This is a genomic window from uncultured Maribacter sp. (assembly GCF_947500985.1).
GTDB lineage: Bacteria > Bacteroidota > Bacteroidia > Flavobacteriales > Flavobacteriaceae > Maribacter.
Genome location: NZ_CANMTX010000002.1, coordinates 397,124 through 412,684 on the forward strand (window position 1 = coordinate 397,124; position 15,561 = coordinate 412,684).

16 protein-coding genes are annotated in these 15,561 nt (G+C 35.4%); 10 read left to right on the forward strand and 6 right to left on the reverse strand.

Annotated features, from left to right (window positions below; translation table 11 throughout):
• Positions 1–35 precede the first annotated feature (35 nt).
• The 3 genes from Q0871_RS05305 to Q0871_RS05315 all read right to left on the reverse strand — a co-directional run bounded on the left by Q0871_RS05305 (position 36) and on the right by Q0871_RS05315 (position 3,396).
• Positions 36–959, reverse strand: coding sequence for a TIM barrel protein (locus tag Q0871_RS05305; protein ID WP_299318983.1), 924 nt, complete (start codon positions 957–959; stop codon positions 36–38).
• A gap of 80 nt (positions 960–1,039) precedes the next feature.
• The gene (locus Q0871_RS05310; protein ID WP_299318987.1) at positions 1,040–1,687 is read right to left on the reverse strand and encodes a gluconate 2-dehydrogenase subunit 3 family protein; all 648 of its coding nucleotides are present in this window, start codon (positions 1,685–1,687) and stop codon (positions 1,040–1,042) included.
• A complete protein-coding gene (locus Q0871_RS05315) occupies positions 1,687–3,396 on the reverse strand; it encodes a GMC oxidoreductase (protein ID WP_299318990.1) in 1,710 nt (569 codons plus the stop codon). Before Q0871_RS05315 ends, Q0871_RS05310 begins: the two co-directional genes overlap by 1 nt.
• A gap of 172 nt (positions 3,397–3,568) precedes the next feature.
• Here Q0871_RS05315 and Q0871_RS05320 point away from each other — a divergent pair, with 172 nt between their 5' ends.
• From Q0871_RS05320 to Q0871_RS05335, 4 genes are all read left to right on the forward strand, one after another.
• Entirely contained in the window at positions 3,569–4,561 is a 993-nt protein-coding gene (locus Q0871_RS05320; RefSeq protein WP_299318994.1) for a sugar phosphate isomerase/epimerase, read from the forward strand.
• Between the two features lie 15 nt (positions 4,562–4,576).
• Positions 4,577–5,020, forward strand: coding sequence for a DinB family protein (locus tag Q0871_RS05325; protein ID WP_299318998.1), 444 nt, complete (start codon positions 4,577–4,579; stop codon positions 5,018–5,020).
• On the forward strand, positions 5,021–6,250 hold the full coding sequence (locus Q0871_RS05330) for a nucleoside permease (protein ID WP_299319001.1): 1,230 nt from the start codon (positions 5,021–5,023) through the stop codon (positions 6,248–6,250).
• 166 nt (positions 6,251–6,416) lie between these two features.
• A complete protein-coding gene (locus tag Q0871_RS05335; RefSeq protein WP_299319004.1) occupies positions 6,417–7,556 on the forward strand; it encodes a Gfo/Idh/MocA family oxidoreductase in 1,140 nt (379 codons plus the stop codon).
• A 70-nt stretch (positions 7,557–7,626) separates the two neighbouring features.
• Here the strand turns inward: Q0871_RS05335 and Q0871_RS05340 are convergent, their stop codons facing one another.
• Entirely contained in the window at positions 7,627–8,088 is a 462-nt protein-coding gene (locus tag Q0871_RS05340) for an ASCH domain-containing protein (RefSeq protein WP_299319008.1), read from the reverse strand.
• A 58-nt stretch (positions 8,089–8,146) separates the two neighbouring features.
• The gene (locus Q0871_RS05345; protein ID WP_299319012.1) at positions 8,147–9,856 is read right to left on the reverse strand and encodes a GMC oxidoreductase; all 1,710 of its coding nucleotides are present in this window, start codon (positions 9,854–9,856) and stop codon (positions 8,147–8,149) included.
• Positions 9,857–10,017: 161 nt separating this feature from the next.
• On the opposite strand from Q0871_RS05345, the gene Q0871_RS05350 reads away from it, so the two are divergent.
• The 6 genes from Q0871_RS05350 to nadD all read left to right on the forward strand — a co-directional run bounded on the left by Q0871_RS05350 (position 10,018) and on the right by nadD (position 14,819).
• Positions 10,018–11,070 (forward strand): sugar phosphate isomerase/epimerase, encoded by a 1,053-nt coding sequence (locus Q0871_RS05350; protein ID WP_299319016.1) that lies wholly within the window; start codon positions 10,018–10,020, stop codon positions 11,068–11,070.
• A gap of 8 nt (positions 11,071–11,078) precedes the next feature.
• Positions 11,079–11,819, forward strand: coding sequence for a DUF1080 domain-containing protein (locus Q0871_RS05355; protein WP_299319019.1), 741 nt, complete (start codon positions 11,079–11,081; stop codon positions 11,817–11,819).
• Between the two features lie 12 nt (positions 11,820–11,831).
• Positions 11,832–12,656 carry a DUF1080 domain-containing protein gene (locus tag Q0871_RS05360; protein ID WP_299319023.1) on the forward strand — a complete coding sequence of 275 codons (825 nt, stop codon included), beginning with the start codon at positions 11,832–11,834 and terminating at the stop codon, positions 12,654–12,656.
• A gap of 132 nt (positions 12,657–12,788) precedes the next feature.
• Positions 12,789–13,646, forward strand: coding sequence for a YicC/YloC family endoribonuclease (locus tag Q0871_RS05365; RefSeq protein WP_299319026.1), 858 nt, complete (start codon positions 12,789–12,791; stop codon positions 13,644–13,646).
• Positions 13,647–14,228 carry a guanylate kinase gene (gmk, locus tag Q0871_RS05370; RefSeq protein ID WP_299319029.1) on the forward strand — a complete coding sequence of 194 codons (582 nt, stop codon included), beginning with the start codon at positions 13,647–13,649 and terminating at the stop codon, positions 14,226–14,228. It abuts the gene before it with no gap.
• Positions 14,229–14,234: 6 nt separating this feature from the next.
• On the forward strand, positions 14,235–14,819 hold the full coding sequence (nadD, locus tag Q0871_RS05375) for a nicotinate (nicotinamide) nucleotide adenylyltransferase (RefSeq protein ID WP_299319033.1): 585 nt from the start codon (positions 14,235–14,237) through the stop codon (positions 14,817–14,819).
• Here nadD and Q0871_RS05380 read toward each other — a convergent pair.
• Positions 14,816–15,535 carry a DUF6503 family protein gene (locus Q0871_RS05380; protein WP_299319035.1) on the reverse strand — a complete coding sequence of 240 codons (720 nt, stop codon included), beginning with the start codon at positions 15,533–15,535 and terminating at the stop codon, positions 14,816–14,818. The two genes, nadD and Q0871_RS05380, sit on opposite strands and share 4 nt — an antisense overlap.
• Positions 15,536–15,561: the final 26 nt, after the last annotated feature.

The following is a 15,561-nucleotide window of genomic DNA, read 5'->3' on the forward strand; positions in this document are numbered from 1 at the left end:
TTCTCTTATGATTGTATTTAATGTTGATTTTAGGATTAAAGAAAATTGTCTACTTTCTTATAGGCTTCTATTACGGCGAGTTCACCTTCTTTTCCTTCTCTTGAGTTTCCGTGCTCCATACCAAGCACACCAGTAAAACCTTGTTTGTGTATCCATTTAAAAACATTGTGGTAGTTAATTTCACCTGTAGTTGGCTCATTTCTACCGGGGTTGTCACCTATTTGAATATATGCGATTTCTGACCAAGAGGCTTCCATATTCGTAATTAAATTTCCTTCTTGAATTTGTTGATGATAGATATCAAACAAAATTTTACAAGAAGGCGAATTAACCGCTCTGCAAATTTCAAAGGCTTGAGGGGAGTCGGTCAAAAATAACCCAGGGTGATTTTTGAAATTCAATGGCTCTAACACCATGGTAATATTATATGGTTCTAATAAGGCAGAAGCTTGTCTAAGGCTTTCTACTACGTTGGCTGTTTGGTAGCCCATTTTTAAATTAAGATCCACATGACCTGGTACTACGGTCATCCATTTTGCATTTACTCGTTTAGCTACTTTAATTGAACTTTTTATATCATTTAAGAACTCTTCTCTTTTAGTTAAATCTCCAGATGCTAGATTCGGTGTTTTCCAATGAATTTCATGTGCTACAAAAACACCCATTTCAATACCACGTTTTTTCATTGTAGCGGCCATTTTTTCTTGTTGCTCAATTGGGCGTTTACGTATCTCGTTATCTTCAAAGGCGGTATAACCTTGATCTGCCATAAAGTTTAATTGGTCTATAGGGTCATCTCCGGCAAGATGTTTAAACATACCTAAGTGAGGTGCATATTTTAAATTGTATTTATGCGCTATTGTATTGTTGGTTAATGTATTGGCAAATGATACGCTACTAGCTACTGAAAGTGCGCCTGTAGTTAATGCAGATTTTCGGATGAAACTTCTTCTTTTCATGAGTAGTGTATTTAAATGAAAATAGCCAAGAGCGATAATAAATCATGCTCTTGGCTATTAAATATTAGAATATTATTTGGTTATAAGGACCATGCCTTACCGCCAGTAAGCTCTTGTAGGTCACCACAAGGCACATATTCTCCTGGTACAGGTAAATAGGCTAAAACTTCTTCACCTACATATTCAGAAGCTTTGTAGCCCCAAATGGTCATACCCCTTAGATTATTAGCAAAAGCAAATCTTGAAACTTCGTCATCTAACTCGGCAGTACCGCCTTCAGCAATAGCCTTTGTGTAACTATTAATAGACTCAAACATTTCTGTCTGTTGATCTTTGTTGTATTTCAAAGAACTTGCTAAAACTGGTTCTAAATCTTCAGCAGTTAAATCTTCAGCTTTTTCTTTACTAGAATCAGCCAAGGCTTTATCTATAAATTTTGTCATAGACATTTTAAAGAAATCTTGTTGTTCCTTTTCCATCACATCTTTGGCAAACCTGTCGATAAATATATCAACTTGTACTTCTGTTGCAGAAGGAGTATCTGTTTTAGGTAAAATAAGATTCACCAATTTTGAAAGTACAGATCCTTCATTTTGAGCTAAAAATTCAGGTGTCCAAGTAAGGGCTGGTTCACTTTTACAACTTTGAACAATTGACAATAAAGTTGGGGTGGCCACCATATATCCAAGTGACATACCCATATTTTTTAATACGCGTCTTCTATCCATTATATGTTTCCTTTTTTAAGTTCTTTAACTGCATGGTCTGCAGCTCTGGCCGTAAAAGCCATATAGGTTAGTGATGGGTTTACACAACTAGCAGATGTCATAAACGAGCCATCTGTTACATAAACATTAGATACATCATGTAATTGGTTATTTCCGTTCAAAACAGAAGTTTTTCTGTTTCTTCCCATACGGGCAGTACCCATCTCGTGAATACCCAAACCTAAAGCACTTTCATTATCATATCCTTTTACATCTCTAAGTCCGGCTTTTTCTAACATATCAACAGCCGACTCTAAAATGTCTTTACGCATTTTAAGTTCGTTCTCTTGAAGCTCGGCATCAAAAGTAACCGTTGGTAGGCCCCAATCATCTAATTTGTCGTAGTCTAATGTAAATCTGTTGTTTTCGTATGGTAGTACTTCTCCAAAGCCCATCATACCAAACGTCCATCCGCCGGGTTTTAAAACAGCATCCTTTAATTCTTTACCGTGAGAAAGTTCGGCAATAGATTCTTCCCAGTTACCTCTGGAAGCACTGCCTTGGTATCCAAATCCTCTCTTATATTCTCTATCAGAATCTCCTCCTAAGTTTCTAAATCTAGGAATATAGATTCCACTAGGTTTTCTTCCTTTATAATATTTATCTTCAAATCCGTCAAATTTACCAGAAGCTCCTACTTGAAGTTGGTGGTCCATTATGTTACGACCCAATTGGTCAGATTCATTACCCATACCATTAGGGAACGTTTCAGATTTAGATTGCATTAATATAGAAGTAGATGCAATTGCAGATGCACATAGGAAGATAACTTTTGCCTTAAATTCAAAAGTTTCTTTCGTATTTGCGTCAATTACCTTTACACCGGTAGCTTTCTTTGTCTTTGGGTCATAAATTACTTCATGTACAATAGAATCTGGTCTAAGTGTCATGTTGCCTGTAGCTTCTGCTGCTGGTAGAGTAGAAGATAAACTACTAAAATAAGCTCCAAAAGGACACCCTCTAATACATCTATTTCTAAATTGACATTTGCTTCTTCCGTCAAATTGCTTGGTGCCTGTAATGTGTGCTGTTCTACCAGCAGTTACTACACGACCATCAAAATTCTCTGCTACTTTTTCTCTGAATTCCTGCTCTACACAATTTAGATCCATCATCGGTAAAAATTTACCATCTGGTAATTGCTCTAAGCCTAGGTTTTCACCACTTACGCCAATATACTCTTCAACCTTATCGTACCACGGTGCAATATCTTTATAACGTATAGGCCAATCTACTGCAATCCCTTCTTTTTTGTTAGCTCCAAAATCAATATCGCTTAAGCGATAACTTTGACGACCCCATTGGAGTGAGCGTCCACCTAGGTGATACCCTCTCATCCAATCAAATCTTTTTGTTTCGTTGTATGGGTGCTTTAGGTCATTTACAAACCACATGTTACTTGCTTGGTTTGTAGTGTAGCCTGTTCTATTTTGCTTTGGCTGTTGCGCTATAATTTCTTTTGTCGGTTCACCCGCATTCGGAAAATCCCAAGGGTCTTTGTTCGCAGTCTCATAGTCATTAATGTGTTTAACCATTCTGCCGCGTTCTAAAACTAGGGTTTTAAGGCCTGCCTCGCATAGTTCTTTTGCGGCCCAACCACCACTTATTCCAGTACCTACGACAATTGCGTCATAGGACTCCTGTTCTTCGTTATAATAAAATTTGCTCATAAAAGTTGTTTAATCTCTAAATTTATTAAATATAAAATTAATTCTATACATTTAAAGTCCATTATTCTTGCGAAATTCGCTATTACTAACGTTAAGTTAGATTAATGTATTAAGTCATAATTTTAACGTCAACAGTTAAGGTTATATTTCAAACAACAACAAACTACCAAAAATGAAAAGAAAAAGTTTTATTCGAATTGCCTCTATCGTAGGTATTGGAATCTCGTTATTAGGATCTTACGCTTGTAAGGAAACTAAAAAAGTAAAAGTGGAAAATTCTGAAGTCGTAGTAAAAGACAGTAATGTTGAGCCATTTTTTAAATTATCTCTAGCACAATGGTCAATGCATAAAATGATTAGAGAAGATGGGGTAGATCCATATTCTTTTGCTGAAAAAGCTAAAAATTGGGGATTTACAGGATTAGAATATGTAAGCCAGCTTTATAATCCTGAATTAGAAGAAGCAGGTTATTCTGAGGAGGCTATGGCAAATTTCGTTGCAAAATCTAACGCAGAGGCTGAAAAATACGGAATGAAAAATGTTTTGATCATGATTGATGGTCAAGGAAATTTAGCGGTTGATGATGAAACCGAAAGAAACGAAACTGTAGAGAAGCATAAAAGATGGGTAGATGCTGCAGCTGCAATGGGTTGCCATGCTATTAGAGTTAATCTTAATGGAAGTAATGTGCCAGAAGAATGGATTAAAAACTCTGTTGACGGACTTACCAAATTAGCCACTTACGCAAAAACTAAGAATATTAATATTTTGGTAGAAAACCATGGCGGATTATCATCTAACGGTGAACTACATGCTCAGGTGATGAAAACCGTTAATATGGATAACTGTGGAAGCTTACCTGATTTTGGAAATTTCTGTATTGAACGTAAACCAGACAGTTGGGATTGTTTAAAGGAGTATGATAAATACAAGGGTGTAAAAGAATTAATGCCATATGCTAAGGCGGTAAGTGCAAAATCTAACAATTTTGATGCTGAGGGATATGATACTGGTATCGATTATGTACAAATGCTGAAAATTGTAAAAGAAACAGGTTATACTGGATTTATTGGGGTGGAATACGAAGGTTCTGAAATTAGTGAAGAAGCAGGTATAATTGCTACTAGAGATCTTTTGATAAAAGCAGCAAAAGAAATAGAATAATCAAGAGTATGATTTATGGAGACTTTTTTTAATGAAATATTCGATTATAATTTTCACTGCAACAAGAAACTGATAGAACAGTGTTTGGCGCTAGATGCAGTGCCATCAGAAACCAGGCGTTTATTTAGTCATATATTAAATGCGCATCACCTTTGGAACGCTAGAATCTTAAATAAACCTAGTGATTATGAAGTTTGGCAAGAACATGATCTCAAAAACTGGGCAGATATTCATTATGAAAATCAACGTAGTTCGTTCGAAATAATTACTAATGCCGATAATTTTGATAGGCGTATAGATTATGAGAATACCGAAGGACGATTGTTTACCAATACCTTGCAAGATATTCTTTTTCATATCATCAATCATTCTACAAGTCATAGGGGGCAAATTGCCTTAGATTTTAGAAGCAATGGCGAAGTTCCTATAAGTTCAGATTACGTGTATTATAAGAGGTAGATGAAAAATAAAGTTAGAGTCCAGCTTTGCTTCATGATGTTTTTAGAATTCTTTATTTGGGGTGCATGGTTCGTAACTCTAGGTACATTTTTAGGAAATAATTTAAAAGCAACAGACGGTGAAATAGCCTTGGCATTTTCAACACAATCATGGGGAGCTATAATTGCTCCCTTTGTTATTGGTATAATAGCTGACAGATACTTTAATGCAGAAAAAATTTTAGGGGTTTTACACCTTTTTGGTGCGGTACTCATGTACTTTATGTACCAAAGTTCTGCTTTCGATGATTTCTATATGTTGGTTTTAGTATATATGATTTTATATATGCCCACTCTAGCATTGGTAAATTCGGTCTCTTTTAATCAAATGAAGAACCCAGCAAAGGAGTTTTCTATGGTTAGAGTATTCGGAACTGCAGGATGGATTATTGCCGGACTCTCAATTAGCTACATTTTTAGTTGGGACCAAGGTGAAAATATAGGGCAGGGTTTATTGAAAAATACTTTTTTAATGACTGCTATAGCATCATTGATTTTAGGATTTTTCAGCTTTACGTTACCTAAAACTCCGCCAAAAGCAGCCAGTTCAGAAAAACTTGGATTGAAAGAAATTTTAGGTTTAGATTCTTTGAGCTTATTCAAGAACAAGAATTTTTTAATATTCTTTATTTCGTCGGTTTTAATATGTATTCCACTGGCATTTTACTATCAGAATGCGAATCCGTTTCTGGTAGAAATCGGGATGGATAACCCAACAGGGAAAATGACATTAGGTCAAATTTCTGAAATTGCCTTTATGTTATTATTACCATATTTCTTTACCAAATTCGGATTTAAAAAAACTATTCTTGTAGCTATGGCTGCTTGGGTGGTGCGTTATTTATTATTTGCATTTGGTGATGTCAACGAACTTGGGTTTATGCTCATCATCGGTATGGCACTGCATGGTATATGTTATGATTTTTTCTTTGTATCAGGGCAAATATATACCGACAGTAAAGCAGGTGAAAAGTTTAAAAGCTCAGCCCAAGGTCTTATAACTTTAGCAACTTATGGTGTGGGTATGTTAATAGGGTTTTGGATTGCAGGAAAGATTTCAACGGCTTACCTTTTAGATGACGGAAAACATGTTTGGGAAACTATCTGGATGTATCCGGCTGGTTTTGCGTTGGCTGTATTTATTTTGTTTGCCATTTTCTTTAAAACCGAGAAAATAGAATATCAGTCTTAGATAAATTCTTTAATTTAAACGCCTGAAAATTGTGATTCATAAAATACTTTAGGTGTTCTTTAGTAGATAAGTAGAATATTTATTTTCAAATATTAAAACAAATATAAATCCGAAGGGATTTTAAACAATACTAATTTCAATTACAAACAACAAAAACAACAACAAAATGCCAAAGAAAATACGATTAGGAATATTAGGTGGAGGAGGAGATTCGTTAATAGGTGTGTTGCATAGAGTAGCATCGTTTATTAATGATAATTATGAAATTACAGGAGCTGTTTTTAACCCTGATTATGATGCCAGTATAGCTTTCGCCAAAGAAATAGATGTGCCGTTAAACCGAATCTATAAAGATTTTGATACGTTAATTGAAGAGGAGTTAAAATTGCCAGAAGATGAGCGTATTCAAGTATGTTCTGTATTAACACCTAACTTTTTACATTACCCAATGGCTAAGAAGTTGTTGGATAACGGTTTTCATGTCATTTGTGAAAAACCTATGACCACTACTTTAGATGAAGCAAAAGACTTGCAGAAATCTCATGAGAAAGCAGGTACGGTTTTCGCTTTAACGCATACTTATACTGGTTACCCAATGGTACGCCAAATGCGCGAAATGATTAAAGCTGGTGCTTTAGGTAAAATACATAAAGTTGATGCCGTGTATTACCAAGGTTGGATCAATACTATTATTCATGACAAAGAGAAAAGATCTTCTGTTTGGAGATTAGACCCTAAGAAAGCTGGTATTAGCTCTTGTATGGGCGACATAGGTGTTCATGCTTTTAACCTAGTAGAATATACTACTGGGCTTAAAATAAACGAATTGCTGTGTGACTTCAACTACCTTTATGAAGATAATCAAATGGATGTTGATGGTACTGTGCTTATACGTATGGGAGATTACGTAAAAGGTGTTATTAGAGGTAGTCAAGTAGCTACAGGTGAAGAAAACGGATTAGCCATTTCAATTTATGGTGAAAAGGGTGCTTTTAGATGGGAACAGGAAAAACCTAACTTTTTATATAAGTTGAGCGATACTGAACCAACACAAATCTACAAGCCAGGTCATGCTTATAATTCTGCCCTATCTTTAGATGGTACTAAATTACCTGCAGGTCATCCAGAAGGTATTTTTGATTCTATGGCAAATATTTATAAAGGTGTAGCAAAAGCAATTAGAGGTCAAGAATATAATAGTGGAGAGTTCCCGACCATGATAGACGGTGTTCGTGGTATGAACTTTATTGAAGCAACTGTAGATTCGCATAAAAGTGGAAATACTTGGGTAGCTTTAGAAAACTAAAAAACAATTATTGAATAAAAAAAGAGCCGCAATTTGCGGCTCTTTTTGTTTTATAAATTTTAAATTATATTTAAGAATTTACTACTTTAAATTGCTGGCAAACAACAATCATACTTTCTCTGGGTTCTCTTTTGAATTTTTGTAATTCTCTAGTGAAAAAGTTCCAATGATATTTTTTCCAGTTGTCTAATGATTTATCTCCATTTGCTTCTAATTGAGCATAAGTCGAATCAATACTAAAATACGGTTTAAGAGAAACGGCGGTGGTAGCTACTATACATTGCGCTTCACCACTCCAATTCGTGACTACTATATAATCTCCTATTTTGGGTAAAGGCTCATTACGGTTTTGTAAACCTAGTAAAGAGTGTGAAATTGCCTTTCTAGCTCCGCTCTGTATTAATCTAGCGTTTTCGTTGGCATCTTGTTCATTGTCGCCAAAATACATCGTTTTAGGTGTCTCGTGAAAGACATCTTCGAGATGATTTTTTAAATAATCACCCCACATATTTCTGGCTGAAGCATTTTCCATAAATTGATATTTTCTTTAAGCTATAGAATTCAATAAACGTTATTATCGGTAATTAATTTTAACGTTTAGCGAATTTACCTGCTTTTAATTGTTCGGCTGCATGATTTGCTGCTCTTGCCGTAAAGGCCATATACGTTAATGATGGATTTACACAGCTAGATGATGACATAAATGCACCATCTGTTACATATACATTAGGTACTAAATGTACTTGATTATTTTTATTAATTATCGAAGTCTTAGCACTGTGTCCCATTCTTGCACCACCCATTTCATGAATACCTAAGCCTGGTCCGCTAGGTTCATCATAAGAAGAGACATTTTTAAAACCAGCTTCTTCGAACATCGTTACTATTTCTTTTTTAATGTCTTCGCGCATTTTATACTCGTTCTCCTTAAATTCTACATCAAAAGCCAATTGCGGCAATCCCCATTTGTCTTTTTCAGTAGGGCTAAGGGTAACTCGGTTATCGTCATATGGTAAGAACTCGCCAAACCCAGTTACGCCTATGGTCCAGCTACCTGGTTTTAGTACAGATTCTTTTAGCTCTTTTCCGTAACCTAGTTCACCAATTTCTTTCGACCAATCTCCTCTACTTGCAGTACCTTGGTAACCGAAACCACGTAAATACCCTTCTCTTTTTGTTTTCTCGTTCAAGTTTACAAAGCGAGGTATATAAAAGCCGTTTGCACGTCTTCCTTTATAATACTTATCTAAGTAACCATCAACTTTAGCAGTTGCTCCTAGTTTGTAATGGTGGTCCATAATTCCTCTTCCTAAAGCATCAGAATCATTACCTAATCCGTTAGGAAAACGTTCAGATTTAGATTGTAATAAAATACCCACTGATGCCATGGCCGATGCGCAAAGAAAAATCACCTTTGCCTTAAATTCTATTTTCTCATTGGTTTCAGCATCAATAATTCTTACGCCTGTTGCTTTTTTCGTGGTATCATCATAGATGATTTCATGTACAATCGAATTTGGTCTTAAAGTCATGTTGCCGGTACGTTCAGCAGCCGGTAACGTAGATGAGTTACTACTAAAATAACCACCAAATGGGCATCCTCGCCAGCAACGGTCTCTATTTTGGCATGTACCACGACCTTCAAAAGTTGCATTTGGGTCTGTAATGTGTGCCGTTCTACCAATAGTTACCAATCTACCATCATCAAACTTATTGGCAGTTGTTTTTTTAAAATCCTCCTCAACACAATTTAATTTCATAGCAGGTTGAAAAATACCATCGGGCAATACATCTAAGCCTAAAGCCTCACCACTTACCCCAATATATTCTTCAACTTTATCGTACCAGGGCGAAATATCTTTATATCTAACCGGCCAGTCTACCCCAATACCGTCTTTTTTATTCGCTTCAAAATCAATATCACTCCATCGGTAACTTTGTCGCCCCCAAGTAAGTGATCTACCCCCAACTTGATATCCGCGTATCCAATCAAAACGTTTTGTTTCTACATATGGGTGTTCAAGATCATTCACAAAAAAGTGCTTTGAGTCTTCTGTCGGAGCCCAGTTTACACGTTTTTGTACGTGATATTTTTTCTCATCCTCCTTAGATAATTTACCTTTTAAAGGATAATCCCATGGGTCATCGTTCATCGTGGGATAATCTACTACATGCTTTACCATTGGGCCACGTTCCAAAACAAGTGTTTTTAAGCCCTTCTCTGTTAATTCCTTAGCAGCCCAGCCACCACTTATTCCTGTTCCAACAACAATTGCGTCGAATATTTCATCTTGATTCATGCTTGAAATTTTATCTTTTTCTGATGGTAATCCCTATATTTATAGCAAATCTCCAAGGTATTGAGAAGAACCTGATACAATTCTTAAATATAAGATTTTTTGAGAGATGTGACAGCTCAAATTCAACAACAAATTCAAACAACAACAGATAGTATATTTTTATGAAAACAATCAAAGGACCAGCCGTATTCTTGGCACAGTTTGTAGACAGTAAAGCTCCATTTAATTCCTTGGACGGAATGTGTAAATGGGCTGCTGATCTAGGATATAAAGGAATTCAAATTCCGACGTGGGAAACTTTTTTAATTGATTTGGATAAAGCAGCTGAAAGTCAGACATACTGTGACGAGCTTAAAGCTAAAGTAAACTCTTACGGATTAGAAATTACGGAACTTTCTACTCACCTACAGGGGCAATTGGTTGCAGTAAATCCAGCATATGATTTAATGTTTGATTCTTTTGCTCCTAAAAATGTTCATGGAAATCCAAAAGCAAGAACAAAATGGGCAATAGAAACTGTAAAGAAAGCAGCAACTGCTAGTAGAAGATTAGGGTTAAAAGCACACGCAACTTTTTCTGGTTCATTATTATGGCACACTATGCACCCTTGGCCACAAAGACCAGCTGGTTTAGTGGAAATGGGTTTTGAAGAATTAGCAAAGAGATGGACACCGATTTTAAATCATTTTGATAAAGAAGGTGTTGATGTATGTTATGAAATTCACCCTGGTGAAGATTTACATGATGGAGATACTTTTGAGCGTTTTCTAGAAGCTACTGGTAATCATAAAAGAGTGAATATTCTTTATGATCCTAGTCACTTTGTATTGCAACAGTTAGACTATATCACGTACATAGATCATTATCATGAGTTTATAAAATCTTTTCACGTGAAGGATTCTGAGTTTAATCCTACAGGTAAAAAAGGTGCTTTTGGTGGTTATAATGATTGGGGCGATAGAGCTGGTAGATACCGTTCATTAGGTGATGGACAAATAGATTTCAAAACTATATTTTCTAAATTAACACAATATGGTTGTGATGTTTGGGCAGTGATGGAATGGGAATGTTGCATTAAAAGCCCGGAGCAAGGTGCTCGTGAAGGAGCTAAGTTCATTTCAGATCATATTATCGAAGCAACTGAAAAGACTTTTGATGATTTTGCAGGTGCCGAAATCGATAAAGCAATGTTGAGGAAAATGTTGGGACTTTAAAATAGAGGATGAAAAAATATATAGCAAGTGTTGCTTGTTTATTAGTTTTCATGGCTTGTAAACAAGAGAAAAAGGGCACAGTTGAAACGGCAGTAGTTAAAGAAGTTGCCGTAGTTGAAAATGATTGGGAAGTATTATTTGATGGTACGTCTTTAGATAAATGGAAAGAATTTAAAACTGACGGAATAAGTGATACCTGGAAAATAGAAGGTGATGCTTTGGTATACACCCCACCGGCTGAAGGTGAAGAGAATAAAAACCATGATTTAGTTACTAGAGAAGAGTATACCAATTTTGTATTGACATTAGATTGGAAAATTTCTGAAGCAGGTAATAGCGGCGTGTTTTGGGGTGTTAGTGAAGATGGAAAATTTGGTACAGGCTACCAAACAGGTCCAGAGATTCAAATTTTAGATAATGAAAAACACCCAGATGCTAAAGCAGGTACAACGCATCAAGCTGGTGCTTTGTATGATATGGTTTCACCAGCTACAGATGTTACTAATCCTGTTGGGGAGTGGAACACTATGGTAATTACTGTAGATCACAATGCACATATAGGTAGTGTTACTTTAAACGGTACTGTAATGGTAACTTTCCCTGTAGCTAACGAAGAATGGGATGCTATGGTTGCAAAATCTAAATTTGCTGGTTGGGACGGATTCGGAAAATATACTACAGGTAAAATCGGATTACAAGATCACGGCAACATAGTCGCTTTTAGAAACATAAAAATTAAACAACTTTAATTGCATTCAGGTATGAAAAATAGATACTCATTAGTACTGTTAGCTGCTTCTTTGGGAGTAATATCTTGTCAAGAAAAAGTAACGGTAGATGCTGATAGTCGCATTAAAGCGGTGAAAGATAGTGTAATCGTTTATGAAGAATACATGGGCGAAGAACCAACTACCCCTGAGGGCACTGAGTTTTATGAGCCAAAAGTTGCCGTTGTTAAACCTGCAACTTCTAATTCTGCCCCAAGTGATGCCATTGTACTTTTTAATGGTGCGGGCTTAGAGAATTGGATTAGTACAAATGATAGTACAGCTGCCAAATGGCATTTGAATAAAGATGGTAGTATGACGGTAAATGACAAAACCGGAAACATACAGACCAAGCAGAATTTTGGTGACGTTCAGTTGCATATTGAATGGAAATCTCCACTGCCAGTGCAGAGAGATAATCAGAATAGAGCAAATAGCGGTGTATTTCTAAATGGAATATATGAAGTTCAAATTTTGGATCAAAATGATAATCCAACATATGTAAATGGTCAAGTTGGATCTATTTACAAACAACATGTGCCTTTAGCTATGGCTTCTGTACCAACGGGTGATTGGAATACATATGATATTATTTACCATGCACCAGTATTTAATGTTGATGGCGGAAAAATAAAATCAGGTGATATTACTGTAATCCATAACGGAATTTTGGTTCAAGATCATGTGGAGCTTAAAGGTACGACCCCTTATATAGGCTGGCCTAAAAACCCAGCTCATGGTAAAGGACCATTAATGTTGCAAGATCACGGCGACGATAGTCGTGTTAGCTTTAGAAATATTTGGGTTAGAGAACTTTAATATTTTATCAGTTAGAATTTAAGGAGTAAACAAGATATTTTTCTGTTTGCTCCTTTATTAATTACGTAAGGTGAGATGATTATCGTTGAAATTTTCATTTACCTTACCTTTGTCTTAATCTAAAATGTATTTATGATTCAATCAATGACCGGCTTTGGAAAGCATGTAGTTCAATTACCTAATAAAAAGATTACGGTAGAAATAAAATCGCTTAATAGTAAGAGCATTGATTTAAATGCACGTATGCCTTCTAGTTATCGCGAAAAGGAATTAGAACTAAGAAAATTGGTCGCTAATTCATTGCTTCGTGGTAAAGTAGATTTTAATTTATATGTAGAGCTTACTGGTGATACTACTTCAACTCAAGTAAACGAAGTTGCCGTAAAACAATATATGAATCAGTTAAAAAACATTGCCGATGGCGATGATTTAAGATTGTTAGAAATGGTATTGCGTTTTCCTGATGCTATGAAGACGGATAAAGAAGATATAGATGAATCGGAATATGAAGCTATCAAAGAAGCATTGCAAGGTGCTTTGGTAGAAATTAATGAGTTCAGATCAGAAGAGGGTAGTGTATTAGAAAAAGATTTTCTAGAAAGAATATCTTCTTTGAAAAAATTATTAGAAGAGGTTATAAAAATTGATCCTGATAGACAAGCTACTATTCGTGAACGTTTAGAGAAGGCGGTACAAGATTTAAAGGCAGATGTCGATGCTAATAGATTTGAGCAAGAACTTATTTACTATTTAGAGAAATATGATATTACTGAAGAAAAGGTACGCTTAGCGAATCATTTAGACTACTTCAGTAAAACATTACAGTCAGACGATAGTAATGGTAAAAAATTAGGCTTTATTTCTCAAGAAATTGGTCGTGAAATCAATACGATCGGTTCTAAAGCAAACTTTGCGCCAATGCAACAAATTGTTGTGCAAATGAAAGATGAGTTAGAGAAGATTAAAGAACAAATGTTAAATGTATTATAGATGAAAGGTGGTAAGCTAATCATTTTTTCTGCACCCTCAGGAAGTGGGAAAACAACCATTGTGCGCCATCTATTGGCTCAACCAGAATTAAATTTGGCTTTTTCTGTTTCTGCAACTTCACGCCCGAGAAGAGGAAAAGAAAAGGAGAAGGAACATTATTATTTCATGTCAGTTTCTGAGTTCAAAAATCATATTAAAAATGATGATTTTTTGGAGTGGGAAGAAGTATATAGAGATAACTTTTACGGGACTTTAAAAAGTGAAGTAGAACGACTTTGGGCAGAAGGCAAGAATGTCATTTTTGATATTGATGTTGTAGGGGGTTTAAGAATCAAAAAGAAGTTTCCTGATCAAACACTGGCTGTTTTTGTAAAGCCACCAAGTGTCGATGAACTTAAGATTAGGCTTAAAAAGCGAAGTACTGAAAGCGAAGACAAAATAAACATGCGTATCGCCAAAGCTTCTGTAGAATTGGCAACAGCACCACAGTTCGATAAGATTATTAAGAATTATGATCTTGATGTTGCTTTACAAGAGGCAATAGACTTGGTAGCCGATTTCGTATCTGAAGATAAAGAATAACTGAACATGAAGAAGGTAGGATTATATTTTGGCACCTTTAACCCTATTCACATCGGTCATTTGGTTATAGCGAACCATATGGTAGAGTTTTCTGATTTAGATGAGGTTTGGTTTGTAGTAACACCTCAAAGTCCGTTTAAAGTCAAGAAAACGCTTTTAGATAATCACCAAAGATTCGAAATGGTATATGAGGCAACGAAAGATTATGAAAAGTTGAAACCTAGTAATATCGAATTCAATCTGCCGCAACCAAATTACACGATAAATACGCTTGTTCATTTAGGAGAAAAGCACCCCGAAGGATATGATTTTTCATTGATTATGGGCGAAGACAATTTAAAAGGCCTTCATAAATGGAAAAATTATGAGTCTATTTTAGAACTTCATCATTTATATGTGTATCCAAGAATATCTGAAGGGGCTATTGAGCATCAATTTAAGGAGCATGAAAAGATTCATCGTGTAAATGCCCCTATCATGGAAATCTCTTCTACGTTTATTCGTAAAGAACATAAAAACGGTAAAAATATCAAACCATTATTGCCACCAGAAGTTTGGAAATATATGGATGAGATGAATTTTTATCGTTAGTTAATAATATTCGCTTTACGAAGATTATCTGTTGCAAGAAATACATCCCCTTTGTTATAATACCACTTACGTACTTTAGGTATTTTGATTCCGTTTACGGTAATCATTTCAGAAAGTAGAATATATTCGCCGTCATTTTTACTTTCATCATGAAAGAACTGATAAACCTCCATCGCATAAGTCTTAGGGTCGAAATAGAAATACCAAGTATCGTTACCGACTTCTTTTTCATAGGTAGCTTTTAAAACCAAATATTCTTTTCCTTTAAATGTCTTTTTAACAACCTTGTCAGCTATTAAAGTGCCTGGGTCTTTTAATTTCATTGGAAGGCCGTATAGGTACGTGTAGTAGTTTTTCATCATTTTGGCGCGATCGCAGCTAATGTTTAAACTATCTTTTATCTTAGGAAAGATAGAAGTACTACCATTTAATTTTAGCGTACACGCATCTTTGTTCAATTCAGATTCAATAACGTAATTGTCTTTGGTTACTGTGGTTTTGAAATAATTGTTAGGTAATTTCATTTCCACAACAGTTCTTCGTGGACTACTTTTCGGGTTCTCCATCTCTATGAGCATTTTACCTTTAAAGGAAGACCAATTGTTTTCTGGGTCATGAAATGCTATTGCTTGTTTCAATAATTCATTACCAGTTATTTCTTGGGCGTGATTATAAATTCCTGAAAGTAGAAAAATAAACAAGACTAAATATTTCATAAATGTATTTTAAGTTTAATAGAAAA

Bases quoted from the DNA above. Each gene is read 5' to 3' on its own strand.
- Q0871_RS05350 (WP_299319016.1), top strand. From the start codon at position 10,018: ATGAAAACAATCAAAGGACCAGCCGTATTCTTGGCACAGTTTGTAGAC.
- Q0871_RS05310 (WP_299318987.1), bottom strand. From the start codon at position 1,687: ATGGATAGAAGACGCGTATTAAAAAATATGGGTATGTCACTTGGATAT.
- Q0871_RS05355 (WP_299319019.1), top strand. From the start codon at position 11,079: ATGAAAAAATATATAGCAAGTGTTGCTTGTTTATTAGTTTTCATGGCT.
- Q0871_RS05380 (WP_299319035.1), bottom strand. From the start codon at position 15,535: ATGAAATATTTAGTCTTGTTTATTTTTCTACTTTCAGGAATTTATAAT.
- gmk (WP_299319029.1), top strand. From the start codon at position 13,647: ATGAAAGGTGGTAAGCTAATCATTTTTTCTGCACCCTCAGGAAGTGGG.
- Q0871_RS05325 (WP_299318998.1), top strand. From the start codon at position 4,577: ATGGAGACTTTTTTTAATGAAATATTCGATTATAATTTTCACTGCAAC.
- Q0871_RS05305 (WP_299318983.1), bottom strand. From the start codon at position 959: ATGAAAAGAAGAAGTTTCATCCGAAAATCTGCATTAACTACAGGCGCA.
- Q0871_RS05335 (WP_299319004.1), top strand. From the start codon at position 6,417: ATGCCAAAGAAAATACGATTAGGAATATTAGGTGGAGGAGGAGATTCG.
- Q0871_RS05315 (WP_299318990.1), bottom strand. From the start codon at position 3,396: ATGAGCAAATTTTATTATAACGAAGAACAGGAGTCCTATGACGCAATT.
- Q0871_RS05330 (WP_299319001.1), top strand. From the start codon at position 5,021: ATGAAAAATAAAGTTAGAGTCCAGCTTTGCTTCATGATGTTTTTAGAA.
- nadD (WP_299319033.1), top strand. From the start codon at position 14,235: ATGAAGAAGGTAGGATTATATTTTGGCACCTTTAACCCTATTCACATC.
- Q0871_RS05365 (WP_299319026.1), top strand. From the start codon at position 12,789: ATGATTCAATCAATGACCGGCTTTGGAAAGCATGTAGTTCAATTACCT.
- Q0871_RS05340 (WP_299319008.1), bottom strand. From the start codon at position 8,088: ATGGAAAATGCTTCAGCCAGAAATATGTGGGGTGATTATTTAAAAAAT.
- Q0871_RS05320 (WP_299318994.1), top strand. From the start codon at position 3,569: ATGAAAAGAAAAAGTTTTATTCGAATTGCCTCTATCGTAGGTATTGGA.
- Q0871_RS05345 (WP_299319012.1), bottom strand. From the start codon at position 9,856: ATGAATCAAGATGAAATATTCGACGCAATTGTTGTTGGAACAGGAATA.
- Q0871_RS05360 (WP_299319023.1), top strand. From the start codon at position 11,832: ATGAAAAATAGATACTCATTAGTACTGTTAGCTGCTTCTTTGGGAGTA.